Raw genomic sequence first — 21188 nt, 5'->3', positions numbered from 1 at the left:
AGGCGCAAGCGTCATGGATAAATTCATCGTACACACCGGCGTCGTGGCGCCGCTCGATCGCGAGAACGTCGACACGGACGCGATCATTCCGAAGCAATTCCTGAAGTCGATCAAGCGCACGGGCTTCGGTCCGAATGCGTTCGACGAATGGCGCTATCTCGACCACGGCGAGCCGGGTCAGGACAATTCGAAGCGTCCGCTGAATCCGGATTTCGTGCTGAATCAGCCGCGTTATCAGGGCGCATCGGTGCTGCTGGCGCGCAAGAACTTTGGTTGCGGCAGTTCGCGCGAACACGCGCCGTGGGCGTTGCAGCAATACGGTTTTCGCGCGTTGATCGCGCCGAGCTTCGCCGATATTTTCTACAACAACTGCTTCAAGAACGGCGTGTTGCCGATCGTACTGACCGAACAGCAAGTCGATCACCTGTTCAACGAAACCTACGCGTTCAACGGTTTTCAGCTGACCATCGATCTGGAAGCGCAAGTCGTGCGCACGTCGGACGGCGGCGCGGAGTATCCGTTCGAAGTCGCGGGCTTCCGCAAGTATTGCCTGCTGAACGGTTTCGACGACATCGGCCTCACGCTGCGTCACGCGGACAAGATTCGCCAGTTCGAAGCCGAGCGGATCACGAAGCAGCCTTGGCTGGCTCATCGGATTGTCGGCTGAAGGCTAGGGCTCGTTCGCTGATTCAGGTTCAAAAGTCTCGAAGAAAATCATCAAGGAAATTCGCATGAAGATCGCAGTCTTGCCGGGCGACGGCATCGGTCCCGAAATCGTCAAGGAGGCCATCAAGGTCCTGAACGTGCTCGGCGAAAAGTTCGAACTCGAAGAAGCACCGGTGGGCGGCGCGGGCTACGAAGCGAAGGGCCATCCGCTGCCCGATTCGACCCTGGCGCTGGCGAAAGAAGCGGATGCGATTCTGTTCGGCGCCGTCGGCGACTGGAAGTACGATAGCCTCGAGCGCGCGCTGCGTCCTGAGCAGGCGATTCTCGGCCTGCGCAAGCATCTGCAATTGTTCGCCAACTTCCGTCCGGCGATCTGCTATCCGCAACTGACGGGTGCTTCGTCGTTGAAAGAAGAAATTGTTTCGGGCCTCGACATCCTGATCGTGCGTGAATTGAACGGCGACATCTACTTCGGCGCGCCGCGCGGCGTGCGCGAGGCGCCGGACGGCCTGTTCGCCGGCTCGAAAGAAGGCTTCGACACCATGCGCTATTCGGAGCCCGAAGTGCGCCGCATCGCGCACGTCGCGTTTCAGGCGGCGCAAAAGCGCGGCAAGAAGCTGACTTCGGTGGACAAGGCCAACGTGCTCGAAACGTCGCAGTTCTGGAAGGACGTGATGATCGACGTGTCGAAGGAATACGCGGATGTCGAGCTGTCGCACATGTACGTCGACAACGCGGCCATGCAACTGGTAAAGGCGCCGAAATCGTTCGACGTGATCGTCACCGGCAACATGTTCGGCGACATCCTTTCCGACGAAGCCGCGATGCTGACGGGCTCGATCGGCATGCTGCCGTCGGCCTCGCTCGACAAGAACAACAAGGGCTTGTACGAGCCGTCGCACGGTTCGGCGCCGGATATCGCCGGTAAAGGCGTGGCGAATCCGCTGGCAACGATTCTGTCGGCCGCAATGATGCTGCGCTATTCGCTGAACAAGGCAGAACAGGCCGATCGCATCGAAAGCGCGGTGAAAAAAGTGCTGGAACAGGGCTTCCGCACCGGCGACATTTTGACGCCGGGTTGCAAGCAGGTCGGCACCGTGGCGATGGGCGATGCTGTCGTCGCAGCGTTGAAGGCGCTTTGAAACAGGCGGTAGTTAGGTCGTCAAACGGCCTTTAAAACGCGAATCGGCCTTGAAACAGGCCGATTCGCGCGTAATACGGACGATAGCGGCGAATGACGTCGCCGGATTCCGGTTTTCGTGTATATTGTAGCGATGGCGCACACAGCTCAAATCTCCTCGATTTCCAAACTGCACGGCAAAACGGCCCGTGTGGTTGCGCTCGCCATTATCATCAAAGCACTCATTAAAACGATTACCCCGAAAACGATCACGAAACGCTGATCGTCCGTCGTGCCCGCTCATCTTCCCCGCGCGGTCACTGCGGGCAAAAGATGCGGGGAAGTTTCCACTCGAAGGGTATGAAGTCATGAACGTAGGTCTCGTAGGTTGGCGCGGTATGGTCGGCAGCGTCCTGATGCAACGTATGCAGCAGGAAGGCGATTTCGACTTGATCGAACCGGTGTTTTTCAGCACCAGCAACGCGGGCGGCAACGCGCCGTCGTTCGCCAAAAACGAGACCACGCTCAAAGATGCGACAAGCATCGAAGACCTGAAGAAGTGCGAAGCGATCATCTCGTGCCAGGGCGGCGATTACACCAATGAAGTGTTCCCGAAGCTGCGCGCAGCGGGCTGGAACGGCTACTGGATCGACGCGGCTTCGTCGCTGCGCATGAAGGATGACGCGGTCATCATTCTCGATCCGGTCAACCTCGACGTAATCAAGAACGCGCTGGTCAAGGGCCAGAAGAATTTTATCGGCGGCAACTGCACAGTCAGCCTGATGCTGATGGCGCTGGGCGGCCTGTTCCGTGAAAACCTCGTCGACTGGATGACGGCCATGACGTATCAGGCCGCTTCGGGCGCGGGCGCGCAGAACATGCGCGAACTGTTGCAGCAAATGGGTACGCTGTATGGTGCGGCTAAGGAAGACCTGGCGGATCCGTCGTCGGCGATTCTCGACATCGACCGCCGCGTGTTGTCTGCCATGAACAGCGACCGCATGCCGACCGACAACTTCGGCGTGCCGCTCGCCGGTTCGCTGATTCCGTGGATCGACAAGGATCTCGGCAACGGCATGTCGAAGGAAGAGTGGAAGGGCGGTGCTGAAACCAACAAGATCCTCGGCAAGCCGGCTATGGGCACGCCGGGTTCGATTCCGGTGGACGGTCTGTGCGTGCGGATCGGCGCAATGCGCTGCCACTCACAGGCGCTGACCATCAAGCTGAACAAGGACGTGCCGCTGGACGAAGTGAACAGCATCCTCGCGTCGGGTAACGACTGGGTCAAGGTCGTGCCGAACGAGCGCGAAGCGTCGATGCGCGATCTGTCCCCGGCTGTGGTAACGGGTACGCTGACCGTGCCGGTCGGCCGGGTGCGCAAACTGGCGATGGGCGGCGAATATCTGTCGGCGTTCACGGTCGGCGATCAGCTTCTGTGGGGCGCGGCCGAACCGCTGCGTCGCATGCTTCGCATTGTGCTCGACAAGTAAAGTAAACTACGCGCTCACGACGCGTAGAAAACTTAAGAAGCGTCGCGCTTGCGCGGCGCTTTTTTCATTGTGTGCTCCGACTATCTTGTCTCTTTCCAACGCAAAAAAGGGCTGCGCGCTGACGCGCCAGGAGTCCCGATGAACCTTCGACTCTCTCCCCTTCGGGCTATGACTATTTATCAAGGTACGGGCCGACTGGCGGTCGCGGCCGCTTTGGCTTTCGCGCTGGCCGGCGCTGGCGTGAGCAGCGCGGTGGCAGCGCCCGGCGACGCCGCGAGCGCGGCGGAGGGCGCTTCCGTTTCTTCCGCGGCGGGCGGCCAATTTACGGTGCGGCCGGGTCAGTCGTTGAACGACGTGGCGATTGCCGTCACCCAGTCGCACGATCGGGCGACGCTCGCACGCGCTTCACGCGCGCTGTTCGATGCGAATCCGAATGCCTTTATGAGCCATGACCCGAACCGGATGCGCGTGGGTGCGCTGCTGACGGTTCCGGTGTTGGATGCCTCTGGCGCCTTGGCGGCGTCTGAGCCGGTTGCGGGGTCTGCATCTACTGCTTCTGCGGCCGCCGCTCCCACGCCGAATGCGGCGATGGCAGTTAGCGCGGCGAGCGGGGTGGCACAGGTCAACGCCGCTGCGGCGAGTGCGGCAAGTGCTACGGCTCATGCTGCGGCACCGGCCACGCCAGCAGTGTCGGGGACGGCCGGCTCGACAGCTCAAGCAAGCCCGGGAGTGCCGGGCAGTACCGCGATGACCGGTGCGCTTTCGTCGGCGCCGGTAGCGGGTTCGCAGGCTGGAGGGGTGCCGGCCAGTGGCGCACATGCGTGGTCGGGATCGATCGAGCCTTCGGCCAGTGAGGCTGCGGAAGGGATGTCGGCGCCTGCTGCCGCGACCGCTCCAGCGACGGCTGCGGCACAGCAGGCGTCGCAGCCACATACGCAGGTGTCCAGCTTGCAGCAATTGCTGGCGCTGAAAAACCGCGTGCTGATGGAGTTGCAGAAGCACGGCATCGGCGGTTTGCCGGCAGCGACGGGTACCGCATCGACGAACCGCGCGCAGCCGCCGGTGGGCGCGTCGTTTGCGGCAGCCGTTCCGAGTCACGGCAGCGCGGCGATTTCCACGTCGAACGACGCCGGTATTTCGCAGACGAATTTGAGCGTGGCGGCCGCGATCGGCGCGGCGTTGGTGGTGTTGTTGGCGGCTTTGCGCTTGCTTCGGCGCAAGCGCGTGGGCGTTGCCCGGGCTGAAGACGCACCGACAGATGACGCAGCCGTGGCGTCTGCGCGAGTGACTGGGCCGCGGGACGTCGTTTCTACGGACGAGCCGGTGCCGGTACGCGAAGCGTCAGGCGCGAACGAAGAAGCCGCGGCGCGGTACGCGGCATTGGCAGCGGCTGAACGGGAGGCTGCAGCAAATGAGGCGGCGGCGCGGGAAGTGGCAGAGCGCGTGGCGGCCGAGCGTGAAGCGGAAATTCGCCGAGCGGCTGCCGAGCAAGCAGCAGAACGTGCAGCCACGGACCCCCTCACAGCAGAACGTGAAGCTGCGGCCCGCCAATCGCACACCGCCTTCCCCGCACAAGACCTCAACGTGTCCCAGCAAGCCGGGCAAGAAGGCCACGCGGCGTCCGCACCCTTCGAATTTTCGCAGCCGAACCCGGACATCGCGCCGGCTGCACACAGCGGTTTCACGTCCGAACCTCTTCCCGCCGCCCCGCACGAAAACCTCGACGGGGCGACGACGGCCGCCAGCCTTGCAGCTGCTGCGGAACTCGGCGCTGAAGCCTTGCCGCTGACGCCGCTTGACCCGGTCAATGAGACCTTCCCGCAAGAGGTGCCTGCGCACCGTCTGCAATGGGACGACGAGCCGGCATCGAGCGCCTCGGCGGCCCCGCTGGAAGAACCGCCGTCTGAGCCGCAGCACCATCTGGACACGCCGCCACCGGTCATCGATTTCACGCAGCAGCACGTCGAGCCGCACACCACTTCGCCGCTCGGTCAGCCTTACAGCGATACGTCGGCGCATCCGGTGCCCGACACATCGGCGTCGGCAGTGCCCATGGCGGAACAGGACGCAGACCCCGTCGCACCGACGTATCAGCCGTCTCATGAGCCGTATTCCCGCACCGAAACCGCTACGCCTGATGGCGCATTGAAGGTCGAGCCGGCACCCGTCGCGCACATTCAGCCAGCGCCGACTGTTCCGGCCGAATTTCCGCGCGACGCCGTCAATGCGTTCGGCAGTCTCGATATGCCGTTGCCGCCGCGCGTCGAATCCACCGCCGACCCGGTGAGCACACCCGCCTCGCTGTCGACACAGCCGGTTGCATCGCCGGAAACCACTGCCCAGCAAGCCATTGAGCCTTACGATCCGGACGACACCCCGCATATCGCCGATGAAATCGCCGCCGGCACTGCGGGCCATGCAGCCGTCGCGGGCCTCGGCGCGGCCGGCTTCGGCGCGCTGAAGCTCGATTTCGACCTCGAATTGCCGCCGAGCCCGGCGCAGCCGTTACCCGCCTTCACGCAGGCCGATCTCACCCGCATCGCCCGCAACAAGCTCGATCTGGCCGCGGAATATATCGACCTCGGCGATCTGTCCGGCGCGCGCACGCTCATCAACGAAGTGATCGAAGCGAACGATCCCGCCACGCGCACCGAGGCCCGCGCGTTGCTCTCGACGCTCGCGCCGTTGTCGTGAAGCGTATTGCGCTTGGCGTCCAGTACGACGGCTCGGCATTCTGCGGTTGGCAGTCGCAGTTGCACCGCAAAACCGTGCAGGACGAACTCGAACGGGCGTTGCGCGAATTCGCGCAGACGCCCGTGCATACCGTCGTGGCGGGTCGCACGGACACCGGCGTGCACGGCCTGGGCCAAGTCGTGCACTTCGACACTGAACTCGATCGCACGGACTTTTCGTGGATTCGCGGCACCAACGCCTTCCTGCCGAAGACAATTGCTGTGCAGTGGGCCAAGCCGATGCCCGACGAGTTCCACGCGCGCTTCTCGGCGTTCGAGCGGACCTATTACTACGTCCTGTACGTCCACCCGTTCCGCTCGCCGATCCAGGCTGCGCGGACCGGCTGGGTGCACACGCCGGTCGACGTCGACGCGATGCGGGCCGCCGCCGCTCACCTGATCGGCGAGCACGATTTTTCGGCGTTCCGTTCGTCGCAATGTCAGGCGAAAACGCCGATCAAGCATCTGCATCAGATCGACATGCGGCAACAGGGCGACTTCGTCCATTTCCGCTTTCGGGCGAACGCGTTCCTGCACCATATGGTGCGCAACCTGATGGGCTGTCTCGTCGATATCGGCCGCGGACGCCACTCGGCCGAATGGATGGCCGAGGTGCTCGCCAGCCGCGATCGTGACTGTGCCGCGCCGACCTTCATGCCGGACGGCCTGTATCTCGCGCAGGTGGGCTATCCTGAGCAATTCGCCGTGCCGGCACCGCAGATAGGCGCCGTGCCGTGGAGTACCGTATGGACCGAGCAACCGGAAACATGAAATCAACCGAAAATCTCACGGGTGAAACTGACGCCGGCGCGCAGCAGCAAGCCGCGCCACGCCGCACGCGCATCAAGCTGTGCGGCCTGTCGAAGCCGGAAGATGTGACGCAGGCAATCGACCTCGGCGCCGACGCGATCGGTCTTGTGTTTTATCCCCCGAGCCCACGCTCGGTAAGCGTCGCGCAGGCCGTCGAACTGGTGCGCGATGTGCCGCCGTTCGTGTCGGTAGTCGGTCTGTTCGTCAACGCTACGCCGGACTGGATCCGCGAAGTCGCGAGCAATGTCGGGCTCACGCTGCTGCAATTTCACGGCGACGAGACCGCGGCGCAATGCGAATCGCTCGCCGGGGTTGCGGGTTTGCCTTGGTTGCGCGCGTTGCGAGTCGCAGCGGATACTCAACCGGCAGATTTGGTAAAATCAGCGCTTAACTATTCAGCAGCCAGCGGCCTCCTGTTCGACACCCATGTCGAAGGCTATGGCGGCGGCGGGAAGGTTTTCGATTGGTCACTTATTCCAGCAGAGCTCGCGCGTCGGGCCGTTTTGAGTGGTGGGTTGAACGCGCAAAACGTCAGTGATGCGATCCATCGCGTGCGCCCGTACGCGGTCGATGTCTCGAGCGGCATCGAAGTGCCGGGCGCCAAGGGCGTGAAGGATCACGCCCGGATGGCGGCATTCGTACGCGCAGTGCGCGCAGCGGACGCCGAATGATTCAGGCGGTGCGGTTTTCTCGTATGAAAGCCGCGCGCCACACTGAGAAGAGTGATCATCATGTATAACTTGCCTGACGAAAGAGGCCATTTCGGCCAGTTTGGCGGCGTGTTCGTCGCCGAAACGCTGGTTCACGCACTCGACGAGCTGCGTGCCGCCTACGAGAAATATCAGAAAGACCCGGAATTCGTCGCGGAATACGAGCGCGAACTGAAGTATTTCGTGGGTCGACCGTCCCCGATTTATCACGCCCAGCGCTGGAGCGAACTGCTCGGCGGCGCGCAGGTTTTCCTCAAGCGCGAAGACTTGAATCACACCGGCGCTCACAAGATCAACAACGTGATCGGCCAGGCGCTGCTCGCCAAGCGTATGGGCAAGCCACGCGTGATCGCGGAAACGGGAGCGGGTCAGCACGGCGTGGCGACCGCGACCATAGCGGCGCGCTTCGGCATGGAATGTGTGGTCTACATGGGCGCGGAAGACGTGCGCCGCCAGGCTGCCAATGTGTATCGGATGAAGCTGCTCGGTGCGACCGTCGTGCCGGTGGAATCGGGCTCGCGCACGCTGAAGGACGCGCTCAACGAAGCGATGCGCGACTGGGTGACTAACGTCGAAAACACGTTCTACATCATCGGCACGGTAGCGGGACCGCATCCGTATCCGATGATGGTGCGCGACTTCCAGCGCGTGATCGGCGACGAGTGCAAGGTGCAGATGCCCGAACTGGTGGGTCGTCAGCCGGATGCGGTGATTGCGTGCGTTGGCGGTGGGTCGAACGCAATGGGTATTTTTTATCCCTACATTGACGACGCTTCGGTGCAACTTATCGGCGTCGAAGCGGCTGGCGACGGGATCGAATCCGGTCGTCACGCTGCTTCGCTGATCGGCGGCAGCCCCGGCGTGCTGCACGGCAACCGCACTTATCTCCTGCAGGACGATAACGGCCAGATCATCGAGACGCATTCGATCTCGGCAGGTCTCGATTATCCGGGCGTCGGCCCTGAGCATGCGTGGCTGAAAGACAGCAACCGTGCGCAATACGTCGGCATCACCGACGAGGAAGCGCTCAAGGCCTTCCACGATTGCTGTCGCATCGAGGGCATCATTCCGGCGCTGGAGTCCAGCCATGCGCTGGCCTACGCCGCGAAGCTCGCGCCGACACTGCCGAAGGACAAGGTCCTTCTGGTCAATCTGTCGGGCCGCGGCGACAAGGACATGCACACGGTCGCTGAGCGATCGGGCATCCAGTTCTGAGCGCCGCAACGATGCGCGACGAGTTCGACGAGCCGCAGCCGGCGCTTGAAACTTCCCCGGCCGCTGAGGAATGGGTGGTCGAGGCGCCTGCACCGCTTTTACCGCAGGTGCCCGTCGGCATCCGGCTGTTGAACCGCGATTTTCTGACCGATGTGGCGAATATCCCTGACGGGTCGATCGACCTGATCCTTTGCGATCCGCCTTACGGGCTCGGCAAGGATTACGGCAACGACTCCGACATGCGCAGTGGCGACGATTTCCTCGCCTGGACGCGTGGGTGGCTGGCGTTGGCTATACCGAAGCTCAAGCCGTCGGGTTCGCTATATATCTTCTGTACATGGCAGTACGCGCCGGAGATCTTCAGCTTCCTGAAGACAAAACTCACGATGATCAACGAAATCATCTGGGACCGGCGCGTGCCGAGCATGGGCGGAACGGTGCGCCGTTTCACCTCGGTGCACGACAACATCGGCTTTTTCGCGGTGTCGAAAGATTATTTTTTCGATCTCGATCCCGTCCGTATCCCGTACGATGCCGTCACGAAGAAGGCGCGTTCGCGCAAATTGTTCGAAGGCAGTAAGTGGCTGGAGCTTGGCTATAATCCGAAGGACGTCTGGTCGGTATCGCGGCTGCATCGGCAACACGCGGAACGCGTCGATCATCCCACCCAGAAGCCTTTGGAAATCGTCGAGCGGATGGTGCTGGCAAGTTGTCCGAAGGGCGGGCGCGTGCTCGACCCGTTCATGGGCAGCGGCACCACCGCAGTCGCTTGCGCTCGGCAGCAGCGTGAATTCGTCGGCTATGAGATCAATGAAAGTTACTGCGCGATAGCGCGCGAACGCGTTAGCGCGGCCGCCGCGGCGCCCACTGTCGCCCGCAAGACCCGCAAGGTTGCGGCCAAAGCTGAGCGGCAAACCGAAGCGCAATGAGCGCGCAGTAATCAAAATCCGAGAATATTCCATGTCCCGTATCAAGAACACGTTTGCCGCGCTGTCCGCCCAAGGTAAGAAAGGCCTGATTCCGTTCATGACGGCCGGCGACCCGGATCCGGCGCGCACGGTTGAATTCATGCACGCGCTCGCCGCTGGTGGCGCCGATGTAATCGAACTCGGTGTGCCGTTTTCCGACCCGATGGCCGACGGCCCGGTGATTCAGCAATCGTCGGAACGCGCGTTGGCACACGGCGTATCGCTACGCCACGTCATCGCCGACGTGAAGCGCTTTCGCGAAACGAACGACCAAACGCCGGTCGTGCTAATGGGCTACGCCAATCCGATCGAACGCATGGGCACCGAGGCGTTCGCCAAAGCTGCGAAGGAAGCGGGCGTCGACGGCGTGCTGGTTGTCGATTATCCGCCGGAAGAGTGTGCGAATTTCGCTGAACAGATGCGATCCGCCCGCATTGATCCGATCTTTTTGCTTGCGCCCACCTCGACGGACGAGCGCATCGCGGAAGTCGGCAAAATCGCCAGCGGCTACGTCTATTATGTATCGTTGAAAGGCGTGACCGGAGCGGCAAATCTGGACGTTTCCAGCATCGCGAGTAAAATCCCGGCCATCAAGTCGCGCGTCCCCCTGCCGGTGGGCGTCGGTTTCGGCATCCGCGACGCGCAAACGGCGCGTTTGGTAGCTGAAGTTTCCGATGCCGTCGTGATCGGCAGCCGTATCGTGCAATTGCTCGAACAAGCCGCACCCGAGGCCGCTGCCGAGACGCTCACGCGTTTCATCGCCGAAGTGCGCGAGGCGATCGATAGTGTCGCGACTGCCCGATAACAGTTATTTTTGTCGTCTGTAGTGTGAACGGCGGGTTCGTCCCGCCGTTTGCGCGACCGTTGACCCCAGAAGGATTCAATATGAGCTGGCTCGATAAGCTGCTGCCGCCGAAAATCAAACAAACCGACCCGAAGAGCCGCAAGGGGATTCCGGAAGGCCTGTGGATCAAGTGCCCGTCGTGTGAAGCCGTGCTGTACCGCAACGACGTCGAGGCCAATCTGCACGTTTGCCCGAAGTGCGACCATCACATGCGCATCGGCGCGCGTGAGCGGCTCGACGGCCTGCTCGATCCGGAAGGCCGCTACGAAATCGGCCAGGAAATCGTGCCGGTCGACGCGCTCAAGTTCAAAGACAGCCGCAAGTATCCGGATCGTCTGAAAGAGGCAATGGACGACACCGACGAAACCGACGCCATGGTCGTGATGGGCGGCGCCATCCACACCTTGCCGGTGGTGGTCGCGTGCTTCGAGTTCTCGTTCATGGGCGGCTCGATGGGTTCGGTGGTCGGCGAGCGTTTCGCGCGCGGCGCACAGAACGCGCTCGAACAGAAAGTGCCGTTTATCTGCTTCACCGCTTCGGGCGGCGCGCGGATGCAGGAAAGCCTGTTGTCGCTGATGCAAATGGCCAAGACCACGGCCATGCTGACCAAGCTCGCCGAAGCCAGGCTGCCGTTCATTTCCGTGCTGACCGATCCGACCATGGGCGGCGTGTCGGCAAGTTTCGCGTTCCTGGGCGACGTGGTGATCGCGGAGCCGAAGGCGCTGATCGGCTTTGCCGGCCCGCGCGTGATCGAACAAACCGTGCGTGAAAAGCTGCCGGAAGGCTTCCAGCGCGCGGAGTTCCTGTTGACGAAGGGCGCGGTCGACATGATCGTCGACCGTCGTAAGTTGCGTGAAGAGATCGCGAAATTGATGGCGCTGTTGAGCCATCAGCCGGCTGACGCGGTCGCGTAAGCGCTCGCATCGATTCAGCCGCCGTGCCCTTTCAAGCGCGGTCGCGGTCAGAAAAGCAGTCAAAAAAATAGCGCGCCGCGAGAGTGATCAAGCGGCGCGCTGTCATTTCCGGGATAATCACGGTCTCGCAACGCAGCACCGATTCACTCGATGACCCCATTCCCCACCCTCGACGCGTGGCTCACGCACCTTGAATCCGCACATCCGGTCGGCATCGACATGGGTTTGGGCCGTATCACGCAGGTACGTGACGCGATGCCGTTTTCGTTCGCGTGCCCGGTCATCACGGTCGGCGGCACGAACGGCAAGGGTTCGACCTGCGCGATTCTCGAATCGATTCTGTTGCGTGCCGGTTTCACGGTCGGCTGCCACACGTCGCCGCATCTGCTCTCGTTCAACGAGCGGGCGCGAGTGAACGGCGAAATGGCGAGCGACGCGGAACTCCTGCCGCACTTCGAAGCCGTCGAAACCGCACGCCTGAGCCTGGCCGAACCGGTTACGCTGACCTATTTCGAATTCACGACCTTGGCGATCATGAGCTTGTTCGCGTCGCGCGGACTGGACGCGGTGATCCTGGAAGTCGGCTTGGGCGGCCGCCTCGACGCGGTCAATATCCTCGATACGGACTGCGCGATCATCACCAGCATCGATATCGATCACACCGATTATCTGGGCGACACCCGCGAGAAAATCGCCTTCGAAAAAGCCGGCATTTTCCGCCCGGGCAAGCCGGCCATCTGCGCCGATCCGGTGCCCCCGCAAACCTTGATCGATCACGCCGAGAAGATCGGCGCCGAACTGTGGCTATTCGGCCGTGATTTCCGCTACGAGGGGCAGGCCGGCAGCGAGCGCCAGCAATGGAGCTACGTGGGCCCGACCATGCGCCGTTCCGCGCTCGCCTATCCGGCGTTGCGAGGCGCGAATCAGTTGATCAACACGTCGGCGGCACTGGCCGGTCTCGAAGCGCTGCGCGACCGTCTGCCGGTCTCGGCGCAGGACATCCGGTTAGGTCTCGCCAATGTCGAACTGCCAGGGCGCTTCCAGGTGCTGCCCGGCAAGCCGGCCATCGTGCTCGACGTCGGCCATAATCCGCACGCCGCAGCGGTGCTGACGCAAAACCTCGGCAACATGGGCTTTTTCCCGTACACGTACGCCGTGTTCGGCGCGATGCGCGACAAGGATATTGCGGGCGTCCTCGCCCACCTGAAAGGCGAGATCGACCACTGGTGCGTGACCGATCTGCCGACGCCGCGTGCGGCTTCGGCGGAAGAACTCGAAGCCGCATTGCGTGAGCAGGGCGTGAGCGACGCTAACGATAGCAGCGTGACGCGCTACGCATCACCGGCAGAGGCTTTCCAAGACGCGCTAAAACGAGCGTCAGAGAATGATAGAATCGTGGTTTTCGGCAGTTTCTATACGGTAGCAGGCGTGATGGCCTACCGTAAATCGCAGCAACACTGAACGGGCGCCAGGCTCGAACCAAGCGATTCATGGGAATTTTCTCGTTCGGCAAGAAAGACGACGCGCCCACCCGGCGCGGCGCAAACACCAGTTCCACCCGGGCCGCCCGTGGCGAGCGCGTGGAGCGGCGAACCCGCCGCACGGAGCGCACCGTGGACGCCGATGCAATGCTGCTCGACCCCACGTTGCCCGAAAAGCAGCGTGCGCGGCGCAGGCTGGTCGGCGCGATCGCGCTGGTCGTAGCGGCGGTGGTCATCCTGCCAATGGTGCTGGACTCGCATCCAAAGCCCGTGACTGATGACATCTCCATCGACATTCCAAGCCGCCCCGCTCCGAAGCTCCCCAAGGCCGACGAAGACTCGCAGGCCGGCGTAGCGCCGGATAACCCAGCGCCTGACACGGCACTCGCCGCGTCCGGCCTTGCGCCGACAACGGCAGCCGCGCAAGGCCAGTCCGGCGCCGCCAAACAGCACGGCGCGGATACGAGTGCGGCCCCCGCAGCCAGGCCGGCTGCGAAACCGCAAGCACCCGCTGCCGTCGCCGCCAATACGGCACCTGCAGCGCCCGTAGCGCAGGCGCCCGCCAAGCCGGCAAAGCCCGCCAAAACGGCCGCCACGCAAAGCGCGGCGAACGTTGCGGCCCCGAGCGCGGACAGCACGAATAGCACCGCCGCAGGCGCGGACGCGAATTCCGGCACGCCGGCATCGCCGCCGGGCAGCCGTTTCGCCGTCCAGCTAGGCGCATTTGCGAACGACGCCAACGCGCGTAATTGGGCCGCCAAATTGAAAGCGGCGGGCGTGCCCGCATATACCGAACATCGGAAACAGGCCGACGGTACGACGCTCACGCTATTGCGCGCCGGCCCGTTCGCCGACCGTGCAGCGGCCAGCGCCGCGATTGCGAAGGTTCGCGAGGCCGGCTTGACGTCGGGCGCGAACAGCGGCGCGGCACAGTAAGCGAGCGATGTTCACGGCCTTCGACTACGCTGTAATGGCGGTGATCGGTTTGTCGGCGTTGCGCGGCACGTGGCGCGGCTTTTTGTCTGAGATATTCGGGCTGATTGGCTGGATCGCGGCGTTCTTCATTGCTTGCCGCTTTGTCGGTTATGTCGTGCCCTTTATCCCTGCCACGTGGCCGGGCGGCGCGTTGACCCAGTGGCTGTTGGCGTTTGCGCTGGTGGTGATCGGCGTGATGCTGGTGGCGAGCGTGCTGAACGCCCTCCTGAGCCGCCTTGTGCAGGCAACCGGTTTGAGCGGCGTGGACCGCTCGCTCGGTTTGATGTTCGGCCTCGTGCGCGGGGTCATTCTGGTGCTGATTCTGGTCGCCCTTGCAGGCTTGACTGAACTGCCCCAACAGGAATTCTGGCGCAACGCCTTGCTTCGACCCTATGCGGTCGAGGGCGTGCACGTAATGAAACCGCTGCTTCCCGAGACGCTCGCTGCTTACGTCCGCGTGTGACGATCAGGTGAGTGACTAGAGGAACGCCGCAGGACTCCGGCGCAATCCGGTTGCCTTTGCGTACCATCGCGTATGCCCCGAAGGAAGTCCCCTTGGGGGCCATCGCAGGCATCCGGCCGCCATGACGAATTTTGTACCTTTGAAGGACATGCCATGTGCGGCATCGTAGGCGTAGTTTCCCAATCCCCGGTCAATCAGCTGATCTATGACAGCCTGCTGCTCCTGCAGCACCGCGGTCAGGACGCCGCCGGCATCGCGACGGCGAACGGCAGCAATTTCCACATGCACAAGGCCAACGGCATGGTGCGCGACGTGTTCCGCACGCGCAACATGCGCAGCTTGCCCGGCACGTGCGGCATCGGCCAGGTCCGTTACCCGACCGCCGGTTCCGCGTCGAGTGAAGAAGAAGCCCAGCCGTTCTACGTGAACGCGCCGTTCGGCATCATCCTCGCGCACAACGGCAATCTGACCAACTGGCAGCAGCTGAAAGATGAGATGTTCCGCATCGATCGCCGCCACATCAACACCAATTCCGACACCGAAGTGATGCTCAACGTGCTCGCGCACGAATTGCAGCTATCCAGTTCGGGTCTGCAGCTCGATCCCGCAGCGCTGTTCAACGCCGTGTCGGGCGTGCATCGCCGGGTGCGGGGTTCGTACGCGATCGTGTCGTTGATCGCCGGTTACGGTTTGCTCGGTTTCCGCGACCCGTTCGGTATCCGTCCGCTGTGTCTGGGCAAGCAGGAAACGCCGGAAGGCGTCGAATGGATTCTGGCGTCGGAATCGGTCGCGATCGAAGGGATCGGTTTCGAATTCGTGCGCGACATTGCGCCGGGTGAAGCGATTTTCATCGACCTCGCCGGCAACCTGCATTCGCAGCAATGCGCGACGAACCCGAGCCTGAATCCGTGCATTTTCGAACTCGTGTACCTCGCGCGTCCGGACTCGGTGCTTGACGGCGTGCCGGTCTACAACGTGCGTCTGCGCATGGGCGATTACCTCGCCGAGAAGATCAAGCGCGAATTGCCCGACGTCGCGATCGACGTCGTGATGCCGATTCCCGATTCGTCCCGTCCGGCCGCGATGCAGGTCGCGAAGAAGCTGGGTGTGGAGTATCGCGAAGGCTTCTTCAAGAACCGTTACGTGGGCCGCACCTTCATCATGCCGGGCCAGGCGGTACGCAAGAAGTCGGTGCGTCAGAAGCTGAACGCCATGGGCATCGAGTTCAAGGGCAAGAACGTGTTGATCGTCGACGATTCGATCGTGCGCGGCACCACCTCGCATGAAATCGTGCAGATGGCGCGCGATGCCGGCGCGAACAAGGTGATCTTCGCTTCGGCAGCGCCGCCGGTGAAATTCCCGAACGTCTACGGCATCGATATGCCGACGCGCGGTGAACTCGTCGCGCACGGCCGTACGGACGAAGAAGTCGCGCGCATGATCGGCGCGGACCATCTCGTTTATCAGGACGTCGACGCGTTGAAGCAGGCGGTACGCGACATCAATCCGGCGCTGAAGGAATTCGAAGCGTCGTGCTTCGACGGTAATTACGTCACGGGCGATGTCACCACCGAGTACCTCGATCGCATCGAAACGGCGCGTCTCGCCCCGTCCTCGCAATCGGACCGCGACGCCGCGAGCGAAGCGATCGACGGCGGCGGCCCGGCGCGTTCGCAACTGCATCTGCAACTGTCGGTGGGTTGAGCAATAGCGCTCGCGGCGTGGCTTGCTGCACGCCACACCACGAGCGTGTTAGCATGATGGCTTGCGTCGATTTGAACTCAGCTTGCGGACGCGGGGCAACCCAAAACAGCTAAAGCGAATGGTGGAAAAGCCGCAATCATCCGCCTCCGCTCCAGCTTCCCCCGCACATGAAGCCCGCTTATGCCGACGCAAAAGCGGGCTTTTTTGTTGCTGCCGTTCGGCGTTACGCGCTCGTCTCACGCGAGCCGTAGACAACGAACCCAGCCTGGAACATTGGAAAACAGAACCAACATGGACGACTCCCTGAACTTCGATACGCTGGCAGTCCGCTCGGGCACAGTGCGCAGCGACTTCAATGAACATTCGGAAGCGATTTTCCTGACGTCGAGCTTCGTCTTCGCGAGTGCCGCGGACGCCGCCGAAAAATTCAAGAATTCCGAAGACAACTACACGTACTCGCGCTTCACGAACCCAACGGTCTCGATGTTCCAGGACCGTCTGGCCGCGCTTGAAGGTGGTGAAGCGTGCATGGCCACCGCTTCGGGGATGGCCGCGATCATGTCGGTGGTGATGTCGGTGCTGCAGGCCGGCGACCATCTGGTCAGCTCGCAAGCCCTGTTCGGTTCGACGCTCGGCATGTTCTCGCAGATATTCAGCAAGTTCGGCATTACGACGACCTTTGTCGATCCGACCGATCTGGACGCGTGGAAAAACGCCGTGCGTCCCGAGACGAAGATGTTCTTCCTTGAAACGCCGTCGAATCCGCTGACCGAAGTCGCCGACATCGAAGCGATCAGTAAGATCGCGAAGGCGGCCAATGCGGTGTTCGTCGTCGACAACTGCTTCTGTAGCCCGGCGTTGCAACAGCCGCTGAAGCTCGGCGCGGACGTCGTGATGCATTCGGCCACCAAGTTTCTCGACGGACAAGGCCGGGTGCTCGGCGGCGCGCTGGTCGGCTCGAAGAAGTTCATCATGGAGAAGGTGTTCCCGTTCGTGCGCAGCGCCGGGCCGACGTTGTCGGCGTTCAACGCCTGGGTGCTGCTCAAGGGTATGGAAACGCTGTCGCTGCGCGTCGAAAAGCAGTCGGAGAATGCGCTCGAAATCGCCCGCTGGCTCGAGGCGCATCCGGCCGTGAACCGCGTGTTCTACCCGGGGCTCGAGTCGCATCCGCAGCATGCGCTGGCCATGCGTCAGCAGAAGGCGGGCGGCGCGATCCTGTCGTTCGAACTGAAGGGCGAGACGCCGGAGCAGATGCGCGCGAATGCCTGGCGCGTGATCGACAGCACGAAGATTTGCTCGATCACCGGCAACCTCGGCGATACGCGTACCACCATCACGCATCCGGCTACGACCACGCATGGTCGCGTGACGCCGGAGGCGCGTGCGGCGGCGGGTATCAGCGAAGGCTTGATTCGTTTGGCTGTGGGTCTGGAAAACGCCGGCGACATCCGTGGCGATCTGGAGCGCGGTCTGACGGGTTAAGTCGCAAAGCGGAGGCGGCCCGATCCGAGGGCCGGCCCGCCGCTTACGTCGCTTATGGCGCCGGCAGTGTGCGGGGACGTGGGCGGCGGATCGTGACGAGCACGATGAGCAGCGCCAATACGAAGAACGCCGCAGACGTGGCAGCCGACACCGACAGCGCATGTGTGAGTTCGGCCTTTGCCCCCGATTCCAATGCCGGGCCGGTAAGCGCTCGCGATAGAGCGGCACGGCTAAGCGTCAGATCGACAATGAAGACGACAACCGCCGTGCCCAGTGCGCCGCCGATATAGTGCGTCGCGTTGATCAAACCGGAAGCCGCACCCGCGTCGTGCGGTGCCACGCCGGCGATGCCGGCCGTGGTAAGCGGCACGAGCGCTGCGCCGGTGCCGATTCCCAACATCATGATGGGCAATGCGAGGTCGGCGAAAAACTCGGTGTCGGCATTCACCCTGCTCAGGCATACCATGCCGCTCGCCGCGATCAGCAGTCCTCCCGCCAGCAGACCTTTGCCACCCAGTCGGGGCATGAGCCGGGGCACGCCATACATCACCATCAGAAACTGCGTAACCGATAGCGGCAGGAAGGCGAGACCCGCGCGGAACGCGCTGAACTCAAGGACTTCCTGGACATATTGGACCAGGAAAAAGAAGGTCCCCAGCATGCCGCCTATCAGCAGCATCCTGCCGGCATAGGCGCCTGAACGCTGCGCGTTGGCGAATAGCGAGAGCGGAGTAATGGGTTGCCGCGCCCCCTTCTCTATGAGAACGAAGGTGGTGAGCAATAGTCCGGCTGCGATGAGCGAGGCCAGGACTCCCGGATGTCCCGCACCGTCCGGCACGCAACGTACGAGTCCGTACACCAGAAGGCTGGTGCCGAGGGTGACGGTCAACGCGCCCATGGCGTCGAAGTGGCCGCCGTCGCGCGGCGCTTCAGGCAGGCATCGCGGCCCCAGCATCAGCAAAAGTGCGCCAATGGGCACATTGATGAACAGTACCCAACGCCAGGAGACGAAATCGGTCAGTACCCCGCCGAGCACCAGTCCGGCTGCGCTACCACCGCCGGATACCGCTGTGTAAAGTCTGATCGCACGCACACGCGCCGCGCCTTCCGGGAAAAGCAACATGAGCAGTGCGAGTGCGGAAGGCGCGGCGAAGGCGCCGGCGATGCCTTGCAGGCCGCGCGCGATGAGCAGCCCGTGGAGGGATTGCGTGAGCCCGCCAGCCGACGACGCGAGGACAAACACCGCACTGGCGGTCAGAAAGACGCGACGGTGTCCCAGGATGTCGCCGATGCGGGCGCCCAGCAGCATGAACCCGCCGAACGTCAGCATGTAGGCATTCTGCACCCAGGAGAGATCCGCGCGCGCAAGCCGAAGGTCTGCCCGAAGATGCGGCAGTGCCGCGTATATCACTGTCCCGTCGAGGACCACCATGAGCTGGCAGGCCAGGACGACGGCGAGAGCAAGCGTGTTTGTGGACCGTCGATCACGTCCGCCCCCGAGGCGCTGCGAGTCCCGGTAGCCTGTCATGGTGTCTGCCCTCAGGCAGTCCTGTGGGCTTCGAGTTGCGCGATCTCCGCCAAGGACAGGCCCATCTCGTCGCGGAGAAAACGAGGCATGGTCCAATGCGGCAGCGCGCCCTCGTCGAATGGGCCAAAGGTTTCCCGGTACAACGGCAACCAGCGAAGCGATTGCTCGATCAGTTGCTCACGGCTCGGCTCCTGCTGATAGGTCGCGTAAGGGCAGCTGCGGTGCTCGATAAAGAAGCCTCCGGGCAAACGTTCTTCACAGAGCGTCCGGTATTCGCGTGTCTGGAGAATGAGGTAATGCCAGATTTCGTCGATCTGCTGCTCGACCGGCAGAAAAAGACCACTCAGTTGTTCCCGATGCTTCGAGACCAGATAAAGATACCGCAGGCATTCCATCAACTGCCGTTCCACATAGTCCAAGGGCGAATTGGTGCGGTGGGTAAAATATAGGATTACTTCCGAATAAAATTCTTCGCCGAGCAATGTCTTCGCGTCGATGACCGGAGCAGGATGCGTGGAATGCATGCGTTTTCCTCGTTGCAGGGATGATAGTTAAGACTTTGGCCTACCCTCAGGATTTCGCGAGCCACGCGTATTTTCCTGACTTGCCGATGGCGATATGGGTGCGGTGTGAGGTGGCGCAATCCATCCCCGTCGCTTTCTGAATGCGTCTTTGCAAATGAGCGTCTTCCTGCGGCGAGAGTGGGGCGCCGTCGAACGTCGTGTAATGCAGGCAGGCTTGCCATTGCTCTTTCGGGCGCAATTGATAAATGAAGATATTCGGCGACGCAGCGCGAATGAGGTCGTCGAAATCGGCTTGCGACACAATGCCGGGCGAAGCGCGCAGCATTTCCTTTTCGCGGCCGCAAAATCTGACAATTTTTTCAGGGTCCGCCGAACCGTCGGCGGTCTGGACGCAGTCGCCGGAGCGGTAGCGAATCAGTGGCATGTACGGATTGCGCACGCTCGACACGATCAGGCTGTAGATCGTGTTGCTCGTCGCGAACGGCACGAGTTCCAGGCGCATTTTGTCGAGATACGGCGAGTAGCGGCCATGCCGATCGCTGTAGTAGAGATAACCGAGTTCGGTGCTGCCGAAGAGATCGATGAGCGGGCAACTGAACTGCTCCAGCAGGAACCGCCTGACGTTTGCCGGGGTGTACTCGTAAGCGTGGATGATGCTGGCAGGTTTCGGGAAGCGTTCTTCGAGCCCGTAGGCGGAGACCTTCAGTACGAAATGGGCCAGATGATAGCTGGAACAATCCAGATGATAGAACCCACTGGGATGGGTCTGCCGGGCAGCTTCGATATCGTCGAGCATGCATTCGATGTCGGTGCGTTCCCAGCGTGCCGGATCGAGCTTCTGGTTGAGATACGAGGTGCGCGCATCGAGCCGCCGCATTGCGGACGAAGCGATTTCGGCAGTGTGTGTGCCCTGCCTGCGGGCGTTCAATCTCGCTACATGCTCGGTTGCCAGTACGGTAGCGAGGGATACGCGCTGGCACTGTTGCTGCCACGTGAACCGGATGTCGGGATGCTCGCTCCACAGCTGATAGTACGAGTTCAACAGGAAATACGGCGGCCGGATGATTTGCATCCTTGCGTGATGAGTTCCGGTCGAGAGAACGAATTCTGCTGCGCCTGTCTCGAGCGCGGTGGCGAGCCGCGGCGTCATCCAGTTGTCGGGAAAGTCCAGCGCGATTGCCGGCTTTTCAAGAATCGGAAAGAATTTTTCCGCAATCGACTGCCGGTATATGGGGATATCTCTGATCTGCTCGATTACATCAACCGTAGGCTGGTTGTTCATATGCACTCCAGAGCATTATTGCGATTAAGGAGAAGCTGGTCATTGCGGCTTGCAAGGACCAGCCTCATGAGCGCGTCAGGAAGGCAAGTTCTACCTTTCCGTCACCTCATTCGCAACGTGGAACGATTAGCTGATGCAACCTGCCTTCGCAGCGGAAATACAACCTTCCTTGGTGCCTGAAATGCAGCCATCTGTCTCGGAGGAGTTGGCGGCAACCCACTTATTCCATACGGAGCTTTGAGCAATTTGACGAATCAGCTTTTCCATCGAATACCTCCAG

20 protein-coding genes are annotated in these 21188 nt (G+C 62.2%); 15 read left to right on the top strand and 5 right to left on the bottom strand.

Annotated features, from left to right (window positions below; translation table 11 throughout):
* Positions 1-13: 13 nt before the first annotated feature.
* Positions 14-667: a 3-isopropylmalate dehydratase small subunit gene (leuD, locus tag ACAX43_RS00415; protein WP_370706457.1), complete on the top strand. Its 654-nt coding sequence runs from the start codon at positions 14-16 to the stop codon at positions 665-667.
* Between the two features lie 64 nt (positions 668-731).
* The gene (leuB, locus tag ACAX43_RS00410) at positions 732-1808 is read left to right on the top strand and encodes a 3-isopropylmalate dehydrogenase (protein ID WP_370706456.1); all 1077 of its coding nucleotides are present in this window, start codon (positions 732-734) and stop codon (positions 1806-1808) included.
* A gap of 12 nt (positions 1809-1820) precedes the next feature.
* On the opposite strand, the gene ACAX43_RS00405 is transcribed toward leuB, so the two are convergent.
* Entirely contained in the window at positions 1821-2156 is a 336-nt protein-coding gene (locus tag ACAX43_RS00405) for a hypothetical protein (RefSeq protein ID WP_370706455.1), read from the bottom strand.
* Between ACAX43_RS00405 and asd the strand changes: the two genes are divergently transcribed.
* From asd to ACAX43_RS00340, 13 genes are all read left to right on the top strand, one after another.
* Positions 2155-3276: an aspartate-semialdehyde dehydrogenase gene (gene asd, locus ACAX43_RS00400; RefSeq protein WP_370706454.1), complete on the top strand. Its 1122-nt coding sequence runs from the start codon at positions 2155-2157 to the stop codon at positions 3274-3276. The two genes, ACAX43_RS00405 and asd, sit on opposite strands and share 2 nt — an antisense overlap.
* Positions 3277-3414: 138 nt before the next feature.
* Positions 3415-5970, top strand: coding sequence for a FimV/HubP family polar landmark protein (locus ACAX43_RS00395; RefSeq protein ID WP_370706453.1), 2556 nt, complete (start codon positions 3415-3417; stop codon positions 5968-5970).
* Positions 5967-6779 carry a tRNA pseudouridine(38-40) synthase TruA gene (gene truA, locus ACAX43_RS00390; RefSeq protein ID WP_370706452.1) on the top strand — a complete coding sequence of 271 codons (813 nt, stop codon included), beginning with the start codon at positions 5967-5969 and terminating at the stop codon, positions 6777-6779. Before ACAX43_RS00395 ends, truA begins: the two co-directional genes overlap by 4 nt.
* The gene (locus tag ACAX43_RS00385; RefSeq protein ID WP_370706451.1) at positions 6776-7489 is read left to right on the top strand and encodes a phosphoribosylanthranilate isomerase; all 714 of its coding nucleotides are present in this window, start codon (positions 6776-6778) and stop codon (positions 7487-7489) included. Before truA ends, ACAX43_RS00385 begins: the two co-directional genes overlap by 4 nt.
* Before the next feature lie 60 nt (positions 7490-7549).
* The gene (gene trpB, locus ACAX43_RS00380; protein ID WP_370706450.1) at positions 7550-8743 is read left to right on the top strand and encodes a tryptophan synthase subunit beta; all 1194 of its coding nucleotides are present in this window, start codon (positions 7550-7552) and stop codon (positions 8741-8743) included.
* A gap of 11 nt (positions 8744-8754) precedes the next feature.
* Positions 8755-9672: a site-specific DNA-methyltransferase gene (locus ACAX43_RS00375; RefSeq protein ID WP_370706449.1), complete on the top strand. Its 918-nt coding sequence runs from the start codon at positions 8755-8757 to the stop codon at positions 9670-9672.
* Between the two features lie 31 nt (positions 9673-9703).
* Entirely contained in the window at positions 9704-10516 is an 813-nt protein-coding gene (gene trpA, locus ACAX43_RS00370; protein WP_370706448.1) for a tryptophan synthase subunit alpha, read from the top strand.
* An 80-nt stretch (positions 10517-10596) separates the two neighbouring features.
* A complete protein-coding gene (accD, locus tag ACAX43_RS00365; protein WP_370706447.1) occupies positions 10597-11469 on the top strand; it encodes an acetyl-CoA carboxylase, carboxyltransferase subunit beta in 873 nt (290 codons plus the stop codon).
* Positions 11470-11619: 150 nt separating this feature from the next.
* Entirely contained in the window at positions 11620-12930 is a 1311-nt protein-coding gene (folC, locus tag ACAX43_RS00360) for a bifunctional tetrahydrofolate synthase/dihydrofolate synthase (RefSeq protein WP_370706446.1), read from the top strand.
* Positions 12931-12959: 29 nt separating this feature from the next.
* Positions 12960-13886: an SPOR domain-containing protein gene (locus ACAX43_RS00355; protein ID WP_370706445.1), complete on the top strand. Its 927-nt coding sequence runs from the start codon at positions 12960-12962 to the stop codon at positions 13884-13886.
* 7 nt (positions 13887-13893) lie between these two features.
* Positions 13894-14388 (top strand): CvpA family protein, encoded by a 495-nt coding sequence (locus ACAX43_RS00350; RefSeq protein WP_370706444.1) that lies wholly within the window; start codon positions 13894-13896, stop codon positions 14386-14388.
* 153 nt (positions 14389-14541) lie between these two features.
* Entirely contained in the window at positions 14542-16092 is a 1551-nt protein-coding gene (gene purF / locus ACAX43_RS00345; protein ID WP_370706443.1) for an amidophosphoribosyltransferase, read from the top strand.
* A 291-nt stretch (positions 16093-16383) separates the two neighbouring features.
* The gene (locus ACAX43_RS00340) at positions 16384-17574 is read left to right on the top strand and encodes an O-succinylhomoserine sulfhydrylase (protein WP_370706442.1); all 1191 of its coding nucleotides are present in this window, start codon (positions 16384-16386) and stop codon (positions 17572-17574) included.
* 52 nt (positions 17575-17626) lie between these two features.
* On the opposite strand, the gene ACAX43_RS00335 is transcribed toward ACAX43_RS00340, so the two are convergent.
* From ACAX43_RS00335 to ACAX43_RS00320, 4 genes are all read right to left on the bottom strand, one after another.
* The gene (locus ACAX43_RS00335; protein WP_370706441.1) at positions 17627-19102 is read right to left on the bottom strand and encodes an MFS transporter; all 1476 of its coding nucleotides are present in this window, start codon (positions 19100-19102) and stop codon (positions 17627-17629) included.
* An 11-nt stretch (positions 19103-19113) separates the two neighbouring features.
* Positions 19114-19626, bottom strand: a complete 513-nt coding sequence (locus ACAX43_RS00330) for a hypothetical protein (protein ID WP_370706440.1) — start codon at positions 19624-19626, stop codon at positions 19114-19116.
* Positions 19627-19672: 46 nt separating this feature from the next.
* Entirely contained in the window at positions 19673-20908 is a 1236-nt protein-coding gene (locus tag ACAX43_RS00325) for a hypothetical protein (protein WP_370706439.1), read from the bottom strand.
* A gap of 126 nt (positions 20909-21034) precedes the next feature.
* Positions 21035-21175 carry a hypothetical protein gene (locus ACAX43_RS00320; RefSeq protein ID WP_370706438.1) on the bottom strand — a complete coding sequence of 47 codons (141 nt, stop codon included), beginning with the start codon at positions 21173-21175 and terminating at the stop codon, positions 21035-21037.
* Positions 21176-21188 lie beyond the last annotated feature (13 nt).

It is taken from the genome of Paraburkholderia sp. IW21 (assembly GCF_041321145.1).
Taxonomy (GTDB): Bacteria; Pseudomonadota; Gammaproteobacteria; order Burkholderiales; family Burkholderiaceae; genus Paraburkholderia.
This window is presented reverse-complemented; position numbering and strand designations above follow the sequence as displayed.